Below are 21225 nucleotides of genomic sequence, written 5' to 3' on the forward strand. Positions count from 1 at the left end.
GTGCTCCCAGCATGCCGGGGGAGTTTTCCCCCTTGTTCCGGACTTAGCCAATGAACAAACCTTTTGTCGTACCGGTTAATCCGGACTCCGCCTGCCAACCACCCTCGACGAAGGACTTCCTGGTTGATCGCACCTTTCGTGCGCTTGCGCGCATCGGGGTGATCCTGATTCTGGCATTGGTATTTGCGCTCGTGTTCGAAGTGGGCCGCAAGGCGCTTCCCGGCATGGAGAAACACGGTTTCGACGTGCTTTTAGGCAGCGTCTGGGACGTTAACCAGGGCAAATACGGCATTCTGCCGGCTATCTGGGGCACGCTCTACAGCGCCCTGATCGCGTTGTTGATCGCAGGCTTCTTCGGCGTCAGCATGGCGATCTTCCTGACCCAGGACTTCCTGCCGCCCAAGCTTGCCGCCATCTTTCGCACCATTGTCGAATTGCTCGCGGCCATTCCAAGCGTTGTCTATGGCCTGTGGGGGATCTACGTGGTGATCCCGGCGATTCGGCCACTGACGACCTGGCTGAACAGCGAGCTCGGCTGGGTGCCTTTTTTCGGTACCTCCCTGAGCGGACCGGGGCTGCTCCCTGCGGCACTGGTACTTGCCATCATGATTCTGCCGACCATTGCCGCCGTTTCCCAGGATGCTCTCACGGCCGTACCGATGAAAACCAAGCAGGCCGCCTATGGCATGGGGACTACCCATTGGGAAGCGATTCTCAAGGTGATGGTGCCGTCCGCCGCCACCGGCATTTTCGGCTCCCTGGTTCTCGGCTTGGGGCGCGCGTTGGGTGAGACCATGGCGCTGGCCATGCTGGTAGGCAATGCGAACAACATTTCCCTCTCGCTGTTCGCGCCGGCCAACACGCTGGCGGCCTTGCTCGCGCTGAACTTCCCGGAAGCCGGGCCGAACGAGATCGAGGTGTTGATGTATGCCGCACTGGTGCTGATGTTGATTACCTTGATCGTGAACATTTTCGGCTCCTTGATCATGATGTATGCCCAACGGGGAAATAGGTGATGACTGATCTCTCTGCTGCAACAGACTTGACCGCCCCTGCAGGCGCGATGCCCAGCCTGCAGCGCAAGTTCGAGGGCCGCGCCCTGCGCAGCCTGATCCTGACCACCCTGGTCTGGACGGGTGCGCTACTGGCCAGCGTGCCGCTGATTTCCGTGCTCTACATGCTGATTACCCGCGGTGGCGCTCGCCTGAACCTGGAAGTCTTCACCGAACTGCCGCCGACAGGCTTCGAGATGGGTGGGGGCTTCGGCAACGCAATGGCAGGCACCTTCGTGATGGTCGGTATCGCGGCGGCAATCGCGGTGCCGGTCGGCATCATGGCGGCGATCTTCCTGGCTGAACTGGGGCCGGACAGCAAACTGGCGAACGCCTCGCGTTTTGCCGCCAAGATGCTCACGGGTCTGCCTTCGATTCTGGCCGGGGTATTCGCTTATGCCCTGGTGGTGATGACCACCGGCACTTATTCGGCACCGGCGGGTGGCGTAGCGCTGGCGGTACTGATGCTGCCGATCGTCGTGCTGACGGCGGAAGAGTCGATGCGCATGGTGCCCAAGATCATGAAGGATGCCGCCTACGGCATGGGCTGCACCCGCTCACAGGTGATCTGGAAAATCGTCTTGCCTACCGGCATGCCGGCAATCCTGACCGGCGTCATGCTGGCCGTGGCACGTGCCGCGGGCGAGACGGCACCGTTGTTGTTCACCGCGTTGTTCAGCAACTACTGGATCTATCACCAAGGCAGTCTTGAGGTGATGAACCCGACTGCATCGCTTGCAGTGTTGATCTACAACTTCTCCGGCATGCCTTTCGATAACCAGCTCGAGCTCGCATGGGCGGCCTCGTTGGTGCTGGTGATGATCGTGCTGTTCGTCAACATCATCAGCCGTATTTTCGGCAAGCCTAAGTATTAAGAACGGGAGCATCTGATTTTGAACGTATCCACTGCGCAAATAGCCGCTCCGTTTGTCACCCAGGCGCCTGTAGTCATGGACTGCAAACTGGACAAGATTTTCTACGGAAACTTCATGGCGGTACGTGACAGCCATGTGCCGATCGAGAAGAACAAGATCACAGGATTCATCGGGCCTTCGGGCTGTGGCAAGAGTACCGTGCTGCGCAGCCTCAACCGGATGAATGACCTGGTGAAGGGGTTCCGTTTCGAAGGGCATGTGCATTTCCTTGGACAAGACGTCTACGGCAAGGGCGTTGATCCGGTGGTTGTGCGCCGCTACATCGGCATGGTGTTCCAACAGCCGAACCCGTTTTCGATGAGCATCTTCGACAACGTCGCGTTTGGCCTGCGCCTCAATCGCTACAAGGGCGATATCGGTGATCGGGTCAAGCACGCACTGCAAGGCGCCGCGCTGTGGGACGAGGTCAAGGACAAGCTCAAGGTCAGCGGCCTGTCGCTCTCCGGTGGCCAGCAACAACGTCTGTGCATTGCTCGCGCCATCGCGACCGAGCCGGAAGTCCTGCTGCTGGATGAGCCGTGTTCGGCACTCGACCCGATCGCTACCCGGCGGGTCGAGGAATTGATGGTCGAGTTGAAGAAGGACTACACCATCGCGCTGGTCACCCACAACATGCAGCAAGCCATCCGTGTCGCGGACACCACGGCGTTCTTCTCCGTGGATATTTCCCAGGGCACGCGCACCGGCTATCTGGTGGAGATGGGCCCGACGACGCAGATTTTCGATAACCCGCGTGAACAGATGACCGGGGATTACATCAGCGGTAAGTTCAGCTGAGCAACACCCCCGGTCAAGGCCGTATACCTGCAGAAGCCAAATGGATTTGGCGGGCATCCGGTAGACATTTACCCGCGTTTCCAAGGAGCACCAATGCCCGCAACACATCGGCTTGATTTGCCAGCAATTGAACGCGCACTGCGTGAAGTGCAGAGCCGCTTCGCCGAACTTAGCCGGCATTTCACAGAGCCCCGCGATCCCCTGACCGATGAAGTGCTGCACAATGTGCTTGAAGGTTACGCATTGGTTGACGAGTATGTTGCCCGCGGCGTTGACCTGTTCGATCTTCAGCAACTGAACTTGATGCTGGAGATCAATGCCACGGTACTCTGTGGCCGAGACCCGGCACGCCGCTTGGAATATGCCCAGCACCTGGCAGCGACAGAGGAGCATTTCTTCAATAACGTTGAAGGAGGCATCAAGGATTTGTTCAATTGGTACTGCGCGTATCGCAGCGAATCAGTCTGGAAACGTGCTGCTGGCGTCTATGTCCGCATCCTCAGCAAGCCGCAGTTGTTCATCGAAGGTAACAACCGCAGTGGGTCGCTGATCGTCAGTTATTTGCTCATGCGCGCCGGATTGCCTCCTTTCGTGCTGACGCTGGAGAACGCCGAGGGCTATTTCAACCCGTCCTCGGTCATACGCAATTCCGCCAAGCATGGCGTCAAGGCCTTGTACGAATTGCCCAAGATCAAGAAAAAATACGCAGCTTTCCTAGAAGAACAGGCACCTGATCCGATGAAGTTTTTTCTCAAAGGCAAGTCTTTACCCCTTTATCAAGGTGGTCATCGATGAGCGGGTCTGCAACGCTCGTCAAGTGCAAAACCTTCAGCAGCCGGGTAGGGCAGGCCATCCGCTGCGCTCTGCCGACGCAGCTGTTCAAGCGTCAGCGCATACGAATCTCGTTTGATATCGATGACACACTTGCCTGCCAACTTCACCACTGCGCAGTCGAACAAAGCAGGCTGCCAGCCTGTGTTCATCGCTGGTTGGGTGAGCCGTTGCGCGAGGGCACGCGTTCGCTGATCCGAGAGTTGCGCCGCCAGGATTGCAGCATCTGGGTCTACACGTCGTCCGGTCGCACGCCGTCCTACATCAGACGTTGGTTGCTGCTATACGGTATCCGCGTCGATGGAGTGGTCAACAGCGTGCTGCACAATCGCGCATTGACGGTGCATGGGCTGGCGAATTCGCCTTCAAAGTATCCGCCGGCGTTTGATATCGACTTGCATGTCGATGATTCCGAAGGCGTGCAAATTGAAGGTAACGACCATGGGTTTCGGGTTGTCGTAGTACATCCAGAGGATGACCGCTGGACACAGAAAGTCCTAGATGCGGTCACGATTGTCCAGGCGCAACTCGTTTGGCAGCAAATGCGCAGGCATGAAGAGCCGGTCTATCAACGAGCACAAGCTTTCCTTGAAGAAGCGGTCAGTTCTCGATGAGGGCATTGAGCTACAGGAGCTGATTCAATGGTTCGCATAATGTATATTATGTTAAACAAGATGTGTAATCCTGTTTACAGCGTTACTGGCGTCCGGCCCCTATCATCCTGCTGTGAGTGCTACCAGTTTATCGGAAACGATCGTCGGTTTCGCGGAAAGCCTTTCAGGCCGCGTACATGCGTGGCTTACCTAAGGAGATTCCTTAGATTCCTACGCGCCCGCCGAGCAACGAATGATCGGAGCGAGTTTTACCTAACCCACTGATTCTTCGACTCTTCGAAACACACTGCAGATGCGCTAGAAAAAATGACAACCAGACTCGTCATCTTGGCTTCGTCTGATGGTTAATCGGAAAAGCGAAAAGCCAGTTCCCTCAAAATCCTACATCTCGTTGATTTTTCTAATAAAGTCCTATGCTTTTATGATCATGCGAGACATGCGTACCGCTCCCATTGTCGCGAGTTAATCGGAGGAAAATCCCGGTTTTATCCAGCCCTGGACGTGATGATTGCCGCACCTCGCGACATTACGTACATTTCAGTGGATGATTATTTCTGCTAGTGGGCTCAGATGGACGTTTCATTTCACCCTTTGCTGACAAACCAAGGGCTACCAACGACAGTCGGCTCGGAGAGTTCTGCAGCAGAAATCTCGTTAGTACAGAATTATCTGCGGTCGCTTCCCTCAATACTGCTTGCTCAGGATGGCTATAAACTGTTGGTGGATTACTTTAGTACGACTATGTCGAGGCGCGTTAACGCGAGGCAAGATTTATACGTAATAGAGCGACTGCTTCTCTGGTGCTTTTCTATAAAAAAGGTTCCACTTTGCATGCTTATAGGTAAAGATATTTCGGAATTCATTAATTTTTTGAAGGCGCCCCCGGAAACATGGTTAGGTACAAGAGGAACTAGGCGATTCGTAGCGGTACGTGGTATTTCGAGGCCGAACCCAAAGTGGCGCCCGTGCTTTTCTCCAATATTAGATCCTGAGCGGGTGCGTTTTACTCTGAATAGATTTTTCCGGTTTAGCTCCAAAAGCGCCAGTCTTGTGATATGCCCTCCTTCACCTAAACGTACTACAATCAGGCAGTGCTGCTGTCAAAATGCAGAAGAACTGGCTTTAGAGTACTTGGAAATACTGGAACAATATCGGTCAGGTAGGGTTGCTAGCGAACGTGGTCTGTTTCTATTTGCAACATCGCTATATCTGCGCATAAGTCACGTTGAGTTAGCAAAGTATTGCAATGAATTTAGTATGCAGTGCTTTGTACTAAAGGCGGATGCCGGTGACTCGTTTAGACTTGCCACGAATACAGGCATGCTAGAACGGGAACTGCCCAGTGGCTACATGAAATTTTTTTTTCGTTGGCGGAAGCATCTTGGGTTGTCTAAGTACCCACAACCTACAGAGCAGCATCCAATATTCACGCGAAGAGCCCTAGTCAATTTCACTTGTGAGCTTCCTGATCTCTGCCCTGATGGGTATTCACCAACACAGATACTCAAGTCGCTACTCCTAAGGTGCGCGAATTGCAATAAAAAAATCGAAGTTAGACAAGCGTCAAACGTAGAGGCATCTGCCCAATTTAGGAAACGAATTAGTAACAAGCAGCTGACTCATCGAGCGATTGACGACATGTTCTTGGTCTCAAACAGTAACTCCTCCAGCCTCCCGATAGCTCCTATTCCACTTTTTGGTATGTCATCTCGAAGCCTCAGATCTTTGAGTGTTTCACTTAGAGTTAATATGCTAGTGGGGATCAATAAGTTTCTAGATATTGACGTCTGTAGGGCTGGCGTATCATTTTTTGATCTATTCGCGAGGCTAGTTTCAAGTCGGTTGAAGCTCATGGCCTTCGAAAAGCTGACGCTTTGGTCTCTGTTGATTCTGAGAAAAACACCAGCAGATATATTGGTGCATGAGGTGGAGCAATTTTACGTATTCTGTATGAACCCCTCAGCCGAATGGGTGGTTCAAGGGCGTGCGTTCAGGGACAACGGCTTATATGAGGATCCCGCATTCAGGATCAATCAGAACTGGCGTCCGTTTTATAAACTACGTCCAGATAAAGCGACCCAGATAGCACGTGCTAGTCGGATAGTAGGATGGTGTAATTCATGCTTTGTTACTCTCGTGAGAGCTGGTCACTTGCGTGAGAATCCATTTTCAGATTTTAACAAGCTCATAAACTAATGTTTGCATGGCTGTCGTACATCAAGCCTTACTTCGTCGGGGTCTTAGCCCGGAGGCTTCCATCCTCGTGTCTGCGCCAAGGGCCTGCGCGCTGCTATTGCAACTGCCCTCCCCGGCATTGGCGCCCCTACCTGTGCCAGGCTACATACTCGGTCTCAATCAGATGAACAGAGTCAATTGCGACTGTGCTCACTACCCATCGACAGTTACTGCGCCGCCTGGTTGAACATTGGTGGATACACCCGAACATGAACATCGGCGAGCGCTTATTTAACATCAGACATCGTCAGGCGATACGATTATTACTTGAATCGGATTGCGCCTACTGCTGCTCCATTCTTAATATATCAGTATGCGATCAATAACAATAATGGAGGCATTTAAAAGCCCGAGGCCAAGTCCCCTTCACACTCTCGCGCCCGAACCAAAAAATGGTTTGGCACCCGCCCATTATCCGCCGCCCAGAAAAAACTCGTCAAAATCAGCCGATTCCAAGCGGTTGGTTGGTTTTTCAAAGCCGTCGACATCATGGCGGAAGGATCCTTGTTGGATCAGTTGAACGGGATGTTTTGTTTCGATCGCGAAGCTGATCAACTGAGTCTCGGAACTGACGCCCCAGTACATCTATTATGTTCTGCTGACTGGGACGAGAGATTCTTCGTGGCCTGGTGTTTGATCGGTGCGCGCGAGCGAGAGCTTGCCAAGCAACTGAATGCTGACGGAGCCCACAACTTTTGGCCAGACGCGCGTTTCTGTGAAGCCGGTTGGGAAGGCCGTGTTCAAATGTGGCTGGCCAACCCCCATGGTTGAAGCTGATCACGTAAAGTTTGAAATCGTGAGATTCGTAGGCCAACCGCCCCGAAATCCCCTCCAGTTCGCACAATAGAATCGAGGTGCTACGGGCAAGAAGCCATGAGTTCAGTCTGAACATCCACATGGCTTCGTGCGTCCAACTGGCTCAGGTCATCCAATCGTTGTGTCTTCAAGGGTCAAGATCAGCGCCGATGATAAGCACACCTGGTCTTCCTGCAGCCACCGCTAGTCATGCGCTGCCTTGTGGAACGATCTGTGCAGTGCTTAGCTTAAAAGGGAACGTTGGCTGTATATATATACAGGTCTAGTAAAATACGATACTACCGAGGTCTCAAATGTGCCGACGCGTCCTGTGCTGGGCTCCTGATGAGCCTCAATCAGGCCTGGCACGGGCCTTAGTCATTCTCCACTGGCGATCACCGCCATGGTCGACATCGTTAATCAGGACACCCAGGTGCCAGATTCTTGGGGTTAAAATAAAGCTGTATGTATACACAGTATTTTCAGCCGCGCGCGCACGGGCACCCTGCCCTCACGCTCACCCCCACCTTTCCCACCAGCGTCAACGCTTTGCGCAGCCAGGGAAAAACTAAGCTATAGCTTAGATACGAGACAACCGCCCAAGATCCGTAAAAACTAGGGTGATCCTTAATTTTTCTAGGAAGTTTTCCAGCCACTGTCGCCTCACACAGATAACTGTAAACCAATTTTTTGCACTGTAAATCACAGCGGTTAACAGTATTGAAAACTGGTTTACACCCTCCTCTCTACCGTTCAGAGGCAGGGAACAGCGCCCATTGGGTGAGCAGGGGCACTCTGAAGGCTGGAGGCCTTTTTCTATAGGCTCCTCGAGCAGTGCCCGGGCGTCTTCTTGCGTGAGCTTCAACGTACCGGTAGCCAGTGCGGCGGCAAACAGCCTGAGCGTTGGTATATACCCTTGATGACCGCCAAGCCTTGGCCCACGATAGCATCGTAGGCAAAAGGGCCAGTTCGAGATCACTCAGGCGACAAACCCATGTTCTAAGCGCCTGACAAACTCAATCACCGTGTCAGTCTCCAATCTGGTTGCAACCATGCTGGCAGGAGCTTTGCCATCAAACGCTTTGAGTGGGTGAGACATCCAGCGCATCGCTGCATCGAGATCGCCGTTACACAAGTTCTTAGCTGCTTCGAGCACTTCTAGGTAACGGTCGTGTTGATCAGGGGACAAAGTGCTCATGTGAAAGCGCGCTCCGCTTTGGCTATGCCTCACGCCGGGCGTGCGCCCGCGTCGAGCTGTGATTATGGTCGATTGCTCGGCGAGCGTCTGCTGCCATTTGCGATGCTCCAGCGCTGAGCTGCTTCAGAGCAGCGGTGCTTGGAATTGCGCATTTAACGTCAACAGGTACACCCGATTCTCTTCAATCGCCTCTTCCAAGGGGCACATCGGGCAATGAGGGGCTACCAGCTACGGTTAGCCGGTGCGCATAGTCACAACCCGGCTGTTTCTATGGTGGTGAACGAATTGAGATTCCAATGCGTGATCCATCGTCTACATAGGTAAGTCTGAGGTCTACTCAGTGCGCATTAGGGAGTAAGCCGCCTAGTCTCCTCAGGTTACAAACCCATACCGCAACCTTCTCCGATTGTTGCTGTAACCTGGCGATATGCTTCCATGGATCGATGAATAGATTTCCGTTTGGCAGTCCAGCCATTGACCTGCCAAGCGAATCAGAAAGGTGCAATCTTGACCAATTCAAAGGTTCAGGGTCGGTTCTTTCTTTATTAGTTCCTTTCCCTTTCGCTTTTCCGCGGGAAGCAAACCAATCAGCTCATTATGGCAAACTCTATTCTGCTCCATGGATTGTGCTACTGCTTCATGCAAGTCCTTGGTCATAGAGTCAAGCTTAGCTTCCCAAGCGGTACCAATAAGCGAAATCGCATCTGGCTTGGAGAGCTTTTGAGCAGAACCTTTTTTGATAAGAAAATTTTGTAGTTCACGATATTCGATGTCTCTAATGCGCGACACCGAAAGTGCAGACTTTGCAACCCATTCAGCATGAATAAGGCTTTCGATCAGCGCACCATGGTTTTTGCCGAGACGTGCAAACAAACTTGGGAGGTCTTGCTCTAATGATGATGACATGGAAATATCAACAACATTCACTTGGAACCATTCCAGATTAACTCCATCTTCGGTTATTTTTCCTTTGATCTTTGAACATATCTGGGCGTAGTGCTTGCAGAGCATAGCGGCTCTCAAAATAACTGCCTCACGATCCGCTTCGCGCTGCTTGTCCTCGCGCCTTTCTTGCCAGTGCGTAGCGCCGCGGGCACCCGCGTAGGCACCGGCGAGGGCCGAGAAGAACGCGATGCCGCAGTTTATGATTAGGTCAGGCGTTTCCAAGCTCATTTAACTGAGTCCAATTTCAAAGCCACATCATGCCACACCACTGGTTTTCAGCCTATCTGCTGGCCACCATGTTCTGATGCTGCATGTCCCAGCGAGGGCCAGATCGCCAATAATGAAGCGATCCAGCGAGCGCAGGCGATTCAGACCGTAAGCTCGAACTACCGCACCGCGCATCAACTGTGTCAGGCAACCAATAGAAAGCTTGTCCCCAAGAACTCCAAGGCAGCGAGGAAAAATTCTTTCACATCAGCCATGCTCGGCCTACAGCTAGGCTCGATTGATAACAATGCCAAGCCGAGCTGGTGTTTGGCAACAAAGTGAAAGCCGATCATTGGCTGAGCCAGCCGACAGTAGAAACCGGTGATTGTTCGCGGCTGCAAATAGCTCGCAGTCGAGTGGGATACGAACTCGTGAAGGCAGAACTCGATAGGCTCAGCCATGGATTCGCCTGTTAATGCCCCCCCTCGAAGGACAGGTTTGCGCACAACCTCCTCCCTGGTCACTGCGAGACTGCGCTCGCCCAACAACCATGATCGTAAAGACTACAGAAAAAACGTCTCGCAGGTGTGAAAGAGCTATCCCTTAAAATCTTCGAGACTTGAAGCTGATCGTTTCTTTAAATTCTTCCACTTTCCCGATACGACGAATACTCGCCCATGTTCCTTTGTAATAGGGCACTACGTTTCGGTCAGTCCATGGAGTGATCAAATTACCCATAACACCATTGAAGTGGCCGAACTGCATGAACGTCTGATTCCGTTTGATATCCCGCTCCAGGTAGGCCAGTGCGTATGACGAGCCGTAGTCGTTGAACACCTCGACTACATCCCCGGAGGTGATAGCCAACGCTTGGGCATCGTCAGGGTTGATTTCCAGATAAGCCATCGGCACACGCCGGTTCACAAAATCGTTGTATTGGTCGTGGTAGAGAGTTTGCCACACCTCATTGATGCGTCCGTTGTTAACCCAAAACTGGTGTTTCTCCTTCTGTTCTGCCACCGGCTTCGGAAAGCCTGGCCACTTCGCTGGTTTGAACTCGGCTTTGCCGTCCGGCGTGTCGAACTTGTAGTCGGTGTAGAACATTTCTGTGCCGATCAATCTGCCGTCGCGGTACTCCTTGGCGGGTAACTGAACTCCATTGTTGCCCATGGCTCGCAGTCGCTCGTAGGTCACAAGGTTGCCCGTGCTTCCACCCTGACTATCAATAGGGCCGGCATCGGGTTGCCCGGCCATACGAAAGCCGTCGTTGAAAGCGTCTTCTTCGGTTTTCCAGTCGAACCCTGCGAAGCGCGTCGCCATGTCCTGTTTTCCTTCGACGGTATACATTTGCCGGAGGGTGTTGGCGATAGCCGCCGCAATGAGGCAGTCGGCTTTCGCTGAACCAGGAGGATCGGTGAATTTTTGGGACAGTCGCATCCTGCGTTCCCCATTCATGGAGGTAAGATTTATCTCACCAGGGTGGGCTGCCGGCAACATCACGTGGGCGGCTTCTGCTAGCTTGGTGGGGTAGAGGTTAATATTGACGAGGAAGAGCCCTCCTTTGTTCTTCACCGCATCATAGATGGCATCCACCATCTGCGCGGTTGAGCCGCCGCGAACATTGGCCATGGCCTCTTTAACAATATTGGCGCGCTTCGCAATAACAGCACGATGTTGTTGGGCATTGAGAGTGGTCTGGAACGGATTGGCCCCCCATGCTGTGTACATCATGCCTCTACCGTTGAGGATCTCCTGATCCACATAGATTTTGGTAGTACCTGGGTAGGGGGGGCGCGTATATCCCTCCTGATGCCCACCCATTCGCACCACACCCGTGCCCCGCCGTCCTACGTTATGGGTCGCAAGCACTAAATCGACCAAGGCAGACTGGATGAGATAGTTGTCATTGCCCCAGATGATCCCCTTTTCATAGGCATGCATGGTATGAGGTCGGTGGCCAGAAGCTTTAGGCTTGTAGGCCCACTCTGCGGCAAGCTTGAGCTTGGCTACCGACACGCCGGTGATCCGGCTGGTTTCTTCGAGGGACAATCGGTTAGCTTGCAGTGCTTGGTCGAACCCTTTGGTATAGGCAGAGATAAATTCTTTGTCGTGCCATTCCTGTTCAACCACGTAGGTCAACAGGCCGTTGAACAGGGCAATATCCGTTCCCGGTTCGATGTCCAGGTGAAGCACGTTGTCCTTGCCTGCCGCTTGTTCGGCTACGGCAATGGTCGGTGTTCTACGAGGGTCAACAAAAATCACTTTGGTTGGGGCAACGGTTTCTCCAGGAAAACGCTGTTTACGTTTGTCGACCGTCTGCCCCTGTAAGTTGGGTACCCAGTGGGCCAAAAAGTAGTTGGTTTGGGTTTCGTACGAGTTGCAGCCGATAGCAAAAATGACGTCAGCCAACTCGGCGTCTTCATAGCTGTTGTTGAGTTCGCCAATGCCCATCTCACGAGTAGCGTGGCACTCGGAATTATAGGCAGGGCGGTTGTGAATACGTACCAGCGGTGTTTTCAACGCTGTGAACATCAACTTGCCGGTGCCCCACGTATTCTCAAACCCGCCTCCAGCGCCTCCATGATCGAAGCAGTCGAAGGCCAGATCGGCGGGCCCATGATTATCAAGAATCTTCTTGGTCACGCCAGCGTAAAGTGCCAGCGCATCATCCCAACTGGTGTCTACCCACTGGTCAGCCACGTAGATGCGTGGACTGCGCAACCGCTCTTTACCCACGCCATCGGGGGTGTACATGACCTTAGCCAGTTGACCGCCTCGCGTGGATGACAACCCTTTATTAACGTCGCACAGTTTGTCGGGCACGATCATGATGTTGTAGCGCTTGCCATCCTTATCGGTAATCGTGTTCTGCATCGCAGGCGTCATGGTGACCGCCAAGGGAGGTACCTGTTTGCGGAAGTCGAGCCCTAGCGCGTTATCATCGGGCCCCCGCCCCCCTTCCTGATTTTCCGCCCATTTGTACACGTGATAGCCACAACCCACGATGCAAAAGTGGCAAGTCAGGTTGGTCTTTTGGGCCTCAGGCGGGGGGAGCGCCATACGATCTTTGTTGGTTGCCATTTGAATATCCTTATTACAGGAGGTTGGACTGACGTCCGTAGATCAACCCTTCTACGGCAACAGCACGTATCGAATCGTCGTTGGGGTTATATTCGAGCACTATGCTTGGAAGGTTTTCAGTAGCTTGGCCGGAAACCATTTGGCCAATATTCTCAGGGTCAAAAATGCTGAAATGACAAGGGCATTTAAACAACTTCTGTTCTGGGTCATAGGCGACCGGACAACCCATATGTGTACATAGCGTGCTGTAGGCGACAATGTCGCGCTCCGGGCCGACGCCACTTGGAACAGGAGCGCCGATCTTGATCAACGCACAAGGTGAGGACGCGTCGGGATAGAAAAACAGAACTGGTGTGTTGACCTGCAATTTCTGCGCATTGGCGATCGCTTTCATTTGATAGGGGAGATTTACTCGCCCCTCTACCGCTGGCGTTGTCGCCGCTTGTGTCGGTTCAGGTACTCCGATAGCCACGCTCGCAGCAACCCCGCCTCCCACCTTTAAGAAGACTCTCCTGGATATCGATGTCATCTCAGCCTCCGTATTGTGCTTGCGTCACGGGCAGTTGCCCGCCGGCAACGCGACTGGTTTGTGCTTTCACTCTGGTTGATTAACTGGAAGAAGGCGTTCGACGATCACGCAATCAAGCCAGCGACCGTCAAGACACGCATGCTTTTCATAGACTCCAACCTGTCGAAAACCGCAGGAGCGGCAGAGCGCAAGACTGGCGGTATTAAAAGTAAAAATTCGTGACAGCAGCTTCCAGAAACCACGCTTCTCGCTCTCTTCAAGAAGAGCCAAAAGCAGCTGCTTTCCTATGCCTCGTCCACGTACATCACGGCATAGGTAGATTGAGAAATCAGCGATTCCGCTATAGCAGTCTCGCGCTCGATAACTGCTTAAATTTGCCCAAGCGACAACCCGCCCCTCCTCATCCACATACACCAAATAGAGGTAACGCTCCATTGAGTTGATCCGGCCGCGGATCTCCTCAGCTGTACGCGGTAACGTTTCAAAGGTCGAGGTACGATCCTCAATTCCTTGGTTGTAAATCTCTGCTACCGCTGCAGCATCATTAGGCTGGGCCAAGCGAATAGACATCTATGCTTCATCCTTATGGTAGTCTGCCGCGCGTCTAGTTCTATTCCTAAAGCTCTGGGATCTGCCCTACTGCACATCTCAAAATCACACCATCGCTGCAACGGACAGGTGATTCAACCACTCAAGAAATCAAGCAGTATAGGATTTAACCATTCCGCTTCTTCCAGATGCAAAAAGTGACCTGCCCCTTCCTTTGTCACGATCCGGCAATCGGAAATCTGCTGTCCCATCCATTCATAAAACTCGGGTCGAAAAAAACTGGCGCTGCCAGACACCAGCAACGTTGGCGATTTTATGTGTTTGAAGAGATCCCGCCAATCAGTTACATTATTATTGATAATCATGTTGGCCGCTGAGAAACTGGATGCTAACTTCGCAATCGCGATCACTTCTTCCCTTTCGGTAGGTGAAGCGGTCTTCAACATACCCAAAATAAAATTAGCAATTTCAGTTTCACGAGTTAACTCGGGAATAAATCGCTTATAAAGGTTTGTGAGTGGCCGAATGTCTAGTTCTGCATCACCCCAATCGGTCATCATCGATGACGTCCCAAGTACAAAAGGAATTTCATCAATAAACACTAATTTTTTTATCCGCCCCTCACCAAATAGGTCTATATAGTTCCAGATAACGGAACAGCCCATAGACCACCCGACTAGGCTAACGCGCTCTAACCCCTCATGCTCCAATAGCTCATGAAGATCCATGGCGAGACGACTTATTCGCCCGCCCCGAGTAACCTTGGCGGAACGGCCATGCCCCCTCAAATCTGGAGCTAACAGTAGAAAGTCATCGCATAGGTAACTCAGCTGTTTTTTGAACGTAGAAGCACTGGACGCCCAGCCATGTATAAAGAGAACCGGTTCTCCCTCTCCCAAACGGTCATAATCAATGGTAATGCCATCGTTCGTCACATACTGCATAACCACTACTCCAAAGCTATTTCAAAGGTGATGCTTCTAACGTCTGAATACCCTTAAATATTGAATTGTCGCGCCATTTCAATGTATCAATATCTATATTGAGTCTTGAAAACCGCGCCAGCAGCTCTTGATAAAAAATACGCAATTCTAAAAGGGAGAGCATCCGACCAATGCACAAATGAGGCCCATAGCCGAATGAGAGCGCTTGATGCTCTTTCAATTCGGGACGTGCCAGTTTAAATGTGTCTGGATCAGGAAATACTTCTGGATCTCGGTTGGCTGCCCCCATAAACAAGATAACCAAGTCTTGGGGACTAATACAGACGCCATCAATCTCAATCGTTTCGCGGGCTTTTCTGGCAGTTCGGTTAACTGGAGGGTATATACGCAACGTTTCCTCCACAAATGAATCGATCAAGCTTGGATTTTCCCTGAGACAGCCTTCTATATCCGGGTTCTTTGCGAGAGCCATAAATGTATTGAGAATCAAATTTGTAGTAGTCTCAAAGCCAGAAACAATAAACAAAATGATGTTCGACAACGTAGCATGCAGTTCTTCCCGGGTGGATCCATCCCCATAAATTTCAATAAGACGCGCTGTCAACGTCTTATCGAAATTCGCGGGACGATTTGCCAGGCTCTCCATGAGCAAATCGCAGAACTCCATAAGCACATCATATGTGGGCTTAATACAACCTGGCGCTCTGCCGGCGCTCCCTACATAAGTAGAAATAACATCCGAGTAGCGCTGAAGATCCTTCAGCCGACTTTCGGTGAGCTCGCCCAGCCCCATAATTGACATGATAATCTTGGCTGGCAGAGGAAACGCTATTTCCTGATATATCTCGGTAGAGCCTTTGCCCGACTCAAAAACATCTAACGCACTCGCAACCTGCTCACGAATAAGTACTTCGTAATCTGTTAATGCGCGAGTTGTAAATAATGGAATTAACGAGTTTCGAGCCTGCTTATGCTTCTCACCATCATTATTCAACATCCATATTGAAAGCATCTCTCTGATTTTTTCATCATACACCAGTTCATCCCCACTGGGAGAGTCCACATACCTCTCCACCGTCAACGCTGGATCTCTTAACAGCTTCCTAACGGTGTCATATTTGAAAGCGATCCAGTATTTTTGCTGAGCATCATAAAAAATACCTTCGTTCTTATGCCACCATTGGAACGTAGGGTAAGGATTCGCTCTAAACTCATCTGACAAAACATTGTAGTGAATGGCAGTCTCTGGTGAACGAACCGAACTGAGAGTATTCATTGTATTTCCCCATAATCCTTGGTGGCGATTAACTGAAGACAGTATTTAAAGCACTACATTACCGAACGCCTAAAGCATAAAAAACGTCAAAACCACCAGCGGCGCCTACGACGCTACCGCAACATTTTTTACCAACCTTCCCAGCGGTATAAGATGAGAAGCCGGCATTTCTCATCCAGTCCTCAATCTGCATAATGCTGAACCCCGGCCAACGATCATGCTGTTCTTTTTGAAAGTCGAACTGAGTGTGCTCTATTAAGTCGGTGACGATCAGCTTGCCTGATGGTTTTAAACTTTTTTTAGCATCAATAAAAAACTGTGCCGGCGAGGTCAAATGATGAAGAACCATATTTGTTACAATCCCATCAAGCTCCCCTTCTTGGGCTGGAAGTCCATTCTCTTCAGCAACACGCATTTCAACTTTTCCGCCTAAGCGTGGATTTTTTCCTATTTCAGCAAGCATATTGGGACTAATGTCCGCAACGATTACTTTACTCAAACCGCCTTCCAGCAGAGCCTCAGTTAAAAAACCAGACCCTGCACCAAAATCCATGACGGTATCTGTTGGCTGAAACTGCCCTAAGTCGACCACATAGGAGCGGACATCATCCGAAAAATATGTCTTCCGTTCCTCACTCCAATGAGCTGATCTTTCATTAAAAAAAGCACGAGTGGTCGTTCCGTTAATCGTTTTTTCTTCAGGATTCGCAGACATGACTAACTCTCCAATTCGACCAGATATTGAATGACTAGCAGCACGAGCTTTTTGCAGGCGCTTGATTAACCGCCTCTGAATCCAGAATATAAAATGGGCCATCAGATGAAATTAGATACCGATCAGCAACTGACAGCGTATCAGGGACGCCGCGACGGTACATTTTTCCACTGTCCCCAACAATGGCTTTTGACGGGCCTTTGTACATAACCTTCGGACTCTCAACACCACAACTCTGTAGCGGCTTTTCACCGGTCACAGTAATCGAATAAAATTCCAGCTCTTCGATGATTTTTGCAGGATCATCATTCCTGACTTCAATTGTGATTCCCGCAAAACCAGTAGTCTCCAGGCTCGAATAGAATTGTTGCTCCTGAAGTACCCCTGCGTAACATGCCGACCAGAGCATTGCATCCTTTTTTACCACCTCTGGCACGGGGATATTTGAAACGTTATCCGAAATTGCAAACCGTCCCCCAGGCTTCAGTACACGGAAGATTTCCTGAAAAACTAGGTTTTTATCTCTATCTGCTAACAGGTTAATGACGCAGTTTGAAATGACCACATCAACACTGTTATCCCCAATGAGCGTGTTCTCATGGCGTAGCTTATCAGCCAAATCTTGATATTTTTGAATACCAACTACGTCACTTGGCGCATTGGATCGCAGATAATCATTTGCTTGGTCAAGGTCAAGGGCCAGATCGTGCGCAGATCCCATGCGAAATGCCAATGGTGCGGCTTCCACGCTGGATGAGAATTCAGGTAGGGCTTTACGAGCGATGCTGAGCATTGCGTCGTTGAAATCTATACCAATAACTGAGCCTGAAGGGCCAGCAATTTGAGCTGCAATATAGCAATTCATACCCGCCCCACAGCCCAGATCCAAGACGACGTCCCCTGAACGGATATACTTGGTAGGATTCCCGCACCCAAAATCTGCATCAACCACTGTTTTAGGCACTTTTTTCATAAGATTTACATCATATGCTTCGCTGCAGCAGACCACTTGCGTGTGAGAAGCAAGGATAGGATCTGCGCGATTTTCAGCCAGGGCAGCGTAATCTTCGCGAACGGAAAGTCCAATATGATCTGTCATTTTTCTACTCCTGTTTATACCGCTGATTGAATTAATAGATTATGCGAGTGCACCACTTATATAACTAGCAGTGACAACGTGCTGCGGCTTACTAAACAATGACTCTGTTGCCCCGCTTTCGACAATCTGGCCCGAAAGGCCATTCATCCAGAACATTACGCAATGATCGGAAATCCTGCGTGCCTGGGCCAAGTTGTGAGTAACTATAACGATAGTGCACTGCTCTTTTAGGCTCGCTATAAGCTCTTCGACCTTCGCGCTGGACAATGGATCTAGAGCACTGCAAGGTTCATCCATCAGTAAGACATCCGGGCTTAAGCACAGCGCTCTTGCGATGCAGAGACGCTGCTGCTGCCCTCCAGACAGTCGAGTAGCAGGCTTATCAAGGTCATGTTTCACCTCCTCCCACAGACCGACTCTGCGCAACTGAGCCTCCATCGATATGTGAGTTTCTTTCGCGCCTCGGAAACCTGCTTGGTAGAGCGCTATTTCTAAATTACGCTTAATTGTTGTAGGAAACGGATTCGGCCGCTGAAACACCATCCCAACGCGGCGACGCAGTTCGATAACGTCATGCCGCTCCTCAAGGATATTTTGTGAGTTGTAGTTTATTCGCCCGGTTACAGAACAATCAGGAATGAGATCCACCATGCGATTTAGACAATTCAAAAAACTTGTCTTTCCGCACCCTGATGGGCCTATCAAAGCTGTAATTGACCCTTTGGAAATATTTAGATTTACGCGAGACAATACTGACTTATCCGAATAAGCCACTGTTAAATCACTAATTTCAAACGCAACAAGGGGGGCGACTTCTACATTGACATAGCTGCTCGCTCCATTGCCCTCTACATGAGAGCGGTTGAATTCTAATTTTATAGACATTCTATATCCCCTCTTTGATGCATCCACAAATTTTTCATCGCAATAGTGAAACAATTAATCAAAACGATAAGCACAATCAGGACGAAAGCAGTGGCATAAGCATTGGAGTCACCACCCGTAACATTCATCGACAAATCATAAATGTGAATGGACAACGAGCGTCCAGAGTCGAGCAGCGAAGAGGGCATCCTGTCTACGTAACCACTCGTAAATATAAGAGCCGCGGTTTCTGCAAGCGCCCTGCCTACTCCGATTAATAAGCCTACAGTGACTCCTGGCAGCGCTGCCGGCGCTAGTATCTGGAAGATCACTTCCGTTTTATTCATCCCTAGCGCAGCCCCCCCGTAGCGATAAGTATTGGAGATCGACTGCAGCGACTGCTCAGTCGATCTTATAAAAATCGGCAACACCATGCACGCTAAAGTTAGTCCTCCTGAAAGAATTGAAAACTTTAACCCTAAGAGATCGCAAAACAATATATTTCCAAACAATCCAAAAACGATAGAAGGTATGCTGGATAATACTTCCAAGGTCGCTCGGAAGCTTCTTCCAAGCGGAGACGTACCGGGGAGATATTCAGCCAGTAAGATGGCCCCTCCAAGCCCTATAGGTATAACAGCACAAAGACACACGAATAAAATGAGCATTGTAGAAACCAATATGGGCCCAACACCTCCACTCCTCCCGCTATTGCTTGGTGGTTGCGTAATGAACGCCCAATCTATTTTGGATGCCCCATTTATCAAAATATCCGCCAACATAGCGACGGAGACGCAAACAACTAAACCAGCGCAACCCCACACAACTATCGTCAACAATGTGCCAGTTTTCGTCGGAAGCTTACGATATTTCACGCATCACCTCCTTGGGGTTAAAGAAACCCGACATCACGACCAGTGCAATCACCAAAAGCATCAGCGCAAATCCACTGGCAAACAACGCCGATCTATGAATATCCGCTGCATAAGCCATTTCTAATGCAATATTTGCAGCCAAAGTCCTAATCGGATCAAAAATCGTGGTCGGGATTTTTACAACGTTCCCTGTAACCATTAACACCGCCATTGTCTCGCCTAGTGCGCGGCCTAAGGCTAACGTCACGGCCGCATATAGTCCTGCTCGCGCTGACGGAAGAACGACGCTGAAAATAATTCTTTCTCTTGAAAGCCCTAAAGCAGCAGCCCCATTTATTAGTGAAGAAGGCACACGCCTTATGCTCTCTTTTGCAATTAATCCAACAGTTGGGATGATCATCAACGAAAGTATCAAACCCCCTGCCAACAAACTTGCGCCTGGTGGTTTAACTTTGTAGATGATCGGCGTGACCGCCATCAATCCCCACAACCCATATACAACTGATGGAACACCCGCGAGCAACGCAAGCAATTGCTCAAGAAATCTAGCTGCCCATCTCTCTCCGTAGAAATTGCAAAAAATTGCTATGCCTAAACCTATCGGTGCTGCGATTACTATCGCGCCTATGCTCACCAACACCGTCCCAATAATCATGGGTACAAAATTATAAAACCCGGAGTCAGGATTCCACGTTTTGTCGGTAAAAACTCTTTCAACTCCTATTGATGTCAAAAAAATGTACGCTTGATTAAATATAAAAACCAACATCAGCAGCATTATAAAAACACATGTCATCCCGCAGACGAAGAAGCTGATCGTTGTCACTCCGTTTCTACTTAAAGGAGACAAAGTACTGCTCCTCAACCAGATCTTTTACTGAAACTGACTGAATATAGTCAATAAAATGAGATGCCGCGACGCTGGGTTTCCCTTTCGTTACTAAATTAAGCGTCCTGGAAAGATCATACTTCTTGTCGGCTACATTCCGTGTAGAGGGTATCTGCCCACCCAGTGAAATCAATTTAAGTGCAGTTCCTGACTTCTCGCTGTATTCTGCGGTTCCGATCGAAACGTACCCTATCGCGCCGGGGCTGTTCGCCACAGTTTTTATACCTTGTTCATTCTCTCCAATTACAATATTTGCCTTGATATCAGCCGGCTCAAGATTCATAAACTCTGCAAACAGTTCTAGCGTAGAGCGCCCACTGGCCTTGTTTACAACCGTAATCGGCATATCCGCCCCGCCAAGCTCCTTCCAATTGGTTATTTGTCCAAGATAAATATTACGTATCTGCTCTTTCGACAGTACCTCAATGGGATTCGACTTATGGACAATGACTGCGATGCCGTCACGGGCTATTGGGTAATCAGTGAGTTCACGCTCTGATGCCTTTAGATCACGTGAAACCATTCCAATATCTGCGAGGCCGCTACGAGCATCTGAAACCCCTCGGGAGGAACCACCTGATTGAACATCAATTTGAACACCAGGATTCTCACGTTCGTAGCGCTTCGCAATTTCTGCGACCAGAGGCGCTATAGTACTGGAACCGGATATTACTATTTTTTCATTGTCCTTCTGGGTCGTAAGCGCTTTGCTTAAAAAAACTGTTACAGCTACTGCCGCCAGCGCCATTACCAACGACCACTTTATTTTCTGTGCGATAGCCATAAAACGCCCCTATCTTTTTCGTCCGTTGATT

General features: G+C 50.5%; 20 protein-coding genes. 6 read left to right on the forward strand and 14 right to left on the reverse strand.

All coding sequences use genetic code 11. The features are described 5' to 3' along the window. Positions 1-50: 50 nt before the first annotated feature. The 5 genes from pstC (J3P82_RS13020) (at position 51) to J3P82_RS13040 (ending at position 4209) form a co-directional block, all read left to right on the forward strand. On the forward strand, positions 51-1016 hold the full coding sequence (gene pstC / locus J3P82_RS13020; protein WP_434557203.1) for a phosphate ABC transporter permease subunit PstC: 966 nt from the start codon (positions 51-53) through the stop codon (positions 1014-1016). Further along, a complete protein-coding gene (gene pstA, locus J3P82_RS13025) occupies positions 1016-1927 on the forward strand; it encodes a phosphate ABC transporter permease PstA (protein WP_186611880.1) in 912 nt (303 codons plus the stop codon). Before pstC (J3P82_RS13020) ends, pstA (J3P82_RS13025) begins: the two co-directional genes overlap by 1 nt. A 75-nt stretch (positions 1928-2002) precedes the next feature. Next, the gene (gene pstB, locus J3P82_RS13030; RefSeq protein WP_025214260.1) at positions 2003-2764 is read left to right on the forward strand and encodes a phosphate ABC transporter ATP-binding protein PstB; all 762 of its coding nucleotides are present in this window, start codon (positions 2003-2005) and stop codon (positions 2762-2764) included. 93 nt (positions 2765-2857) lie between these two features. Then, positions 2858-3559: a hypothetical protein gene (locus J3P82_RS13035; RefSeq protein ID WP_434557204.1), complete on the forward strand. Its 702-nt coding sequence runs from the start codon at positions 2858-2860 to the stop codon at positions 3557-3559. Next, positions 3556-4209, forward strand: a complete 654-nt coding sequence (locus J3P82_RS13040) for a hypothetical protein (RefSeq protein ID WP_434557205.1) — start codon at positions 3556-3558, stop codon at positions 4207-4209. The genes J3P82_RS13035 and J3P82_RS13040 overlap by 4 nt, the downstream gene beginning before the upstream one ends. A 2646-nt stretch (positions 4210-6855) precedes the next feature. Here J3P82_RS13040 and J3P82_RS13045 read toward each other — a convergent pair. The 3 genes from J3P82_RS13045 to J3P82_RS13055 all read right to left on the reverse strand — a co-directional run bounded on the left by J3P82_RS13045 (position 6856) and on the right by J3P82_RS13055 (position 9610). Beyond that, positions 6856-7029 (reverse strand): hypothetical protein, encoded by a 174-nt coding sequence (locus tag J3P82_RS13045; protein WP_434557206.1) that lies wholly within the window; start codon positions 7027-7029, stop codon positions 6856-6858. Between the two features lie 1189 nt (positions 7030-8218). After that, on the reverse strand, positions 8219-8437 hold the full coding sequence (locus J3P82_RS13050; protein WP_434557207.1) for an antitoxin Xre/MbcA/ParS toxin-binding domain-containing protein: 219 nt from the start codon (positions 8435-8437) through the stop codon (positions 8219-8221). A gap of 516 nt (positions 8438-8953) precedes the next feature. Continuing rightward, positions 8954-9610 carry a hypothetical protein gene (locus J3P82_RS13055; RefSeq protein ID WP_434557208.1) on the reverse strand — a complete coding sequence of 219 codons (657 nt, stop codon included), beginning with the start codon at positions 9608-9610 and terminating at the stop codon, positions 8954-8956. A 317-nt stretch (positions 9611-9927) separates the two neighbouring features. Between J3P82_RS13055 and J3P82_RS13060 the strand changes: the two genes are divergently transcribed. Further along, on the forward strand, positions 9928-10065 hold the full coding sequence (locus J3P82_RS13060) for a hypothetical protein (RefSeq protein ID WP_434563815.1): 138 nt from the start codon (positions 9928-9930) through the stop codon (positions 10063-10065). Between the two features lie 127 nt (positions 10066-10192). Here the strand turns inward: J3P82_RS13060 and J3P82_RS13065 are convergent, their stop codons facing one another. The 11 genes from J3P82_RS13065 to J3P82_RS13115 all read right to left on the reverse strand — a co-directional run bounded on the left by J3P82_RS13065 (position 10193) and on the right by J3P82_RS13115 (position 21194). Further along, positions 10193-12670 carry an arsenate reductase (azurin) large subunit gene (locus J3P82_RS13065; protein ID WP_434557209.1) on the reverse strand — a complete coding sequence of 826 codons (2478 nt, stop codon included), beginning with the start codon at positions 12668-12670 and terminating at the stop codon, positions 10193-10195. A gap of 13 nt (positions 12671-12683) precedes the next feature. After that, positions 12684-13199, reverse strand: a complete 516-nt coding sequence (locus J3P82_RS13070) for an arsenate reductase (azurin) small subunit (RefSeq protein WP_434557210.1) — start codon at positions 13197-13199, stop codon at positions 12684-12686. 66 nt (positions 13200-13265) lie between these two features. Continuing rightward, a complete protein-coding gene (locus tag J3P82_RS13075) occupies positions 13266-13769 on the reverse strand; it encodes an arsinothricin resistance N-acetyltransferase ArsN1 family A (RefSeq protein ID WP_434557211.1) in 504 nt (167 codons plus the stop codon). Between the two features lie 113 nt (positions 13770-13882). Then, positions 13883-14692 (reverse strand): alpha/beta fold hydrolase, encoded by an 810-nt coding sequence (locus J3P82_RS13080; RefSeq protein ID WP_434557212.1) that lies wholly within the window; start codon positions 14690-14692, stop codon positions 13883-13885. Positions 14693-14708: 16 nt separating this feature from the next. Further along, on the reverse strand, positions 14709-15968 hold the full coding sequence (locus J3P82_RS13085) for a cytochrome P450 (protein WP_434557213.1): 1260 nt from the start codon (positions 15966-15968) through the stop codon (positions 14709-14711). 58 nt (positions 15969-16026) lie between these two features. Beyond that, entirely contained in the window at positions 16027-16683 is a 657-nt protein-coding gene (locus J3P82_RS13090) for a class I SAM-dependent methyltransferase (protein WP_434557214.1), read from the reverse strand. Positions 16684-16717: 34 nt separating this feature from the next. Then, positions 16718-17782, reverse strand: coding sequence for a methyltransferase domain-containing protein (locus J3P82_RS13095; protein ID WP_434557215.1), 1065 nt, complete (start codon positions 17780-17782; stop codon positions 16718-16720). Between the two features lie 39 nt (positions 17783-17821). Then, positions 17822-18667: a phosphate ABC transporter ATP-binding protein gene (locus J3P82_RS13100; RefSeq protein ID WP_434557216.1), complete on the reverse strand. Its 846-nt coding sequence runs from the start codon at positions 18665-18667 to the stop codon at positions 17822-17824. Further along, entirely contained in the window at positions 18658-19521 is an 864-nt protein-coding gene (gene pstA, locus J3P82_RS13105) for a phosphate ABC transporter permease PstA (RefSeq protein WP_434557217.1), read from the reverse strand. The genes J3P82_RS13100 and pstA (J3P82_RS13105) overlap by 10 nt, the downstream gene beginning before the upstream one ends. Next, positions 19508-20299 carry a phosphate ABC transporter permease subunit PstC gene (gene pstC / locus J3P82_RS13110; RefSeq protein ID WP_434557218.1) on the reverse strand — a complete coding sequence of 264 codons (792 nt, stop codon included), beginning with the start codon at positions 20297-20299 and terminating at the stop codon, positions 19508-19510. The genes pstA (J3P82_RS13105) and pstC (J3P82_RS13110) overlap by 14 nt, the downstream gene beginning before the upstream one ends. Positions 20300-20354: 55 nt before the next feature. After that, complete coding sequence (locus J3P82_RS13115) at positions 20355-21194, reverse strand: phosphate ABC transporter substrate-binding protein (protein WP_434557219.1); 840 nt, start codon at positions 21192-21194, stop codon at positions 20355-20357. Positions 21195-21225: the final 31 nt, after the last annotated feature.

The organism is Pseudomonas sp. Z4-20, from assembly GCF_051131955.1.
GTDB classification, from domain to species: domain Bacteria; phylum Pseudomonadota; class Gammaproteobacteria; order Pseudomonadales; family Pseudomonadaceae; genus Aquipseudomonas; species Aquipseudomonas marvdashtae.

What these genes read in the sequence shown, in the direction of transcription:
- J3P82_RS13040 (WP_434557205.1), top strand. Translation starts at nt 3,556, where the DNA reads ATGAGCGGGTCTGCAACGCTCGTCAAGTGCAAAACCTTCAGCAGCCGG.
- J3P82_RS13070 (WP_434557210.1), bottom strand. Translation starts at nt 13,199, where the DNA reads ATGACATCGATATCCAGGAGAGTCTTCTTAAAGGTGGGAGGCGGGGTT.
- pstC (WP_434557218.1), bottom strand. Translation starts at nt 20,299, where the DNA reads ATGCTGCTGATGTTGGTTTTTATATTTAATCAAGCGTACATTTTTTTG.
- J3P82_RS13075 (WP_434557211.1), bottom strand. Translation starts at nt 13,769, where the DNA reads ATGTCTATTCGCTTGGCCCAGCCTAATGATGCTGCAGCGGTAGCAGAG.
- J3P82_RS13090 (WP_434557214.1), bottom strand. Translation starts at nt 16,683, where the DNA reads ATGTCTGCGAATCCTGAAGAAAAAACGATTAACGGAACGACCACTCGT.
- J3P82_RS13065 (WP_434557209.1), bottom strand. Translation starts at nt 12,670, where the DNA reads ATGGCAACCAACAAAGATCGTATGGCGCTCCCCCCGCCTGAGGCCCAA.
- J3P82_RS13055 (WP_434557208.1), bottom strand. Translation starts at nt 9,610, where the DNA reads ATGAGCTTGGAAACGCCTGACCTAATCATAAACTGCGGCATCGCGTTC.
- J3P82_RS13115 (WP_434557219.1), bottom strand. Translation starts at nt 21,194, where the DNA reads ATGGCTATCGCACAGAAAATAAAGTGGTCGTTGGTAATGGCGCTGGCG.
- J3P82_RS13080 (WP_434557212.1), bottom strand. Translation starts at nt 14,692, where the DNA reads ATGCAGTATGTGACGAACGATGGCATTACCATTGATTATGACCGTTTG.
- pstA (WP_186611880.1), top strand. Translation starts at nt 1,016, where the DNA reads ATGACTGATCTCTCTGCTGCAACAGACTTGACCGCCCCTGCAGGCGCG.
- J3P82_RS13100 (WP_434557216.1), bottom strand. Translation starts at nt 18,667, where the DNA reads ATGTCTATAAAATTAGAATTCAACCGCTCTCATGTAGAGGGCAATGGA.
- J3P82_RS13035 (WP_434557204.1), top strand. Translation starts at nt 2,858, where the DNA reads ATGCCCGCAACACATCGGCTTGATTTGCCAGCAATTGAACGCGCACTG.
- J3P82_RS13095 (WP_434557215.1), bottom strand. Translation starts at nt 17,782, where the DNA reads ATGACAGATCATATTGGACTTTCCGTTCGCGAAGATTACGCTGCCCTG.
- J3P82_RS13085 (WP_434557213.1), bottom strand. Translation starts at nt 15,968, where the DNA reads ATGAATACTCTCAGTTCGGTTCGTTCACCAGAGACTGCCATTCACTAC.
- J3P82_RS13050 (WP_434557207.1), bottom strand. Translation starts at nt 8,437, where the DNA reads ATGAGCACTTTGTCCCCTGATCAACACGACCGTTACCTAGAAGTGCTC.
- J3P82_RS13045 (WP_434557206.1), bottom strand. Translation starts at nt 7,029, where the DNA reads ATGTACTGGGGCGTCAGTTCCGAGACTCAGTTGATCAGCTTCGCGATC.
- pstB (WP_025214260.1), top strand. Translation starts at nt 2,003, where the DNA reads ATGGACTGCAAACTGGACAAGATTTTCTACGGAAACTTCATGGCGGTA.
- pstC (WP_434557203.1), top strand. Translation starts at nt 51, where the DNA reads ATGAACAAACCTTTTGTCGTACCGGTTAATCCGGACTCCGCCTGCCAA.